Source organism: Anaerococcus faecalis, assembly GCF_013371425.1.
Taxonomy (GTDB): domain Bacteria; phylum Bacillota; class Clostridia; order Tissierellales; family Peptoniphilaceae; genus Anaerococcus; species Anaerococcus porci.
The window spans coordinates 1-512 of record NZ_JABVBA010000030.1 but is presented as its reverse complement, the minus strand read 5'-3'; the positions used below and the strand labels follow the sequence as shown (position 1 = coordinate 512).

Below are 512 nucleotides of genomic sequence, written 5' to 3'. Positions count from 1 at the left end.
CGGAAGAAAAGCAAGAAGTTGAAGCAAAAGTTAAGAAAGCAAATCCAGAAGCAACAAAAGTAGAAGTTAAAGACGATGGAAGCGTAACATTAACTTACAAAGATGATTCAACAAATACTCTAACACCGGAACAAACAATAGTTGAGAAAGCTAAGCCAGTTCAAACAGAAGCTGAAAAGAATCCGGCAGTAGCTCCAGAAAAGACAACTGTTGAAAACAAAGAGAAATTAACACCGGAAGAAAAGCAAGAAGTTGAAGCAAAAGTTAAGAAAGCAAATCCAGAAGCAACAAAAGTAGAAGTTAAAGACGATGGAAGCGTAACATTAACTTACAAAGATGATTCAACAAATACTCTAACACCAGAACAAACAATAGTTGAGAGAGAAAAAACAGAAGCTGAAAAAATCGATCCATCAATTCCAGAAAAGACAAAAGTCGAAGATAAAAACAACTTAACTGACAAAGAAAAAGAAGAAGTTAAGAAGAAAATTGAGGAAGCAAACAAAGACAAA

General features: G+C 34.2%; 1 pseudogene. It reads left to right on the top strand.

The features are described 5' to 3' along the window. Positions 1 to 512: pseudogene (locus HV819_RS11400) on the top strand (hypothetical protein); the annotation flags it as partial.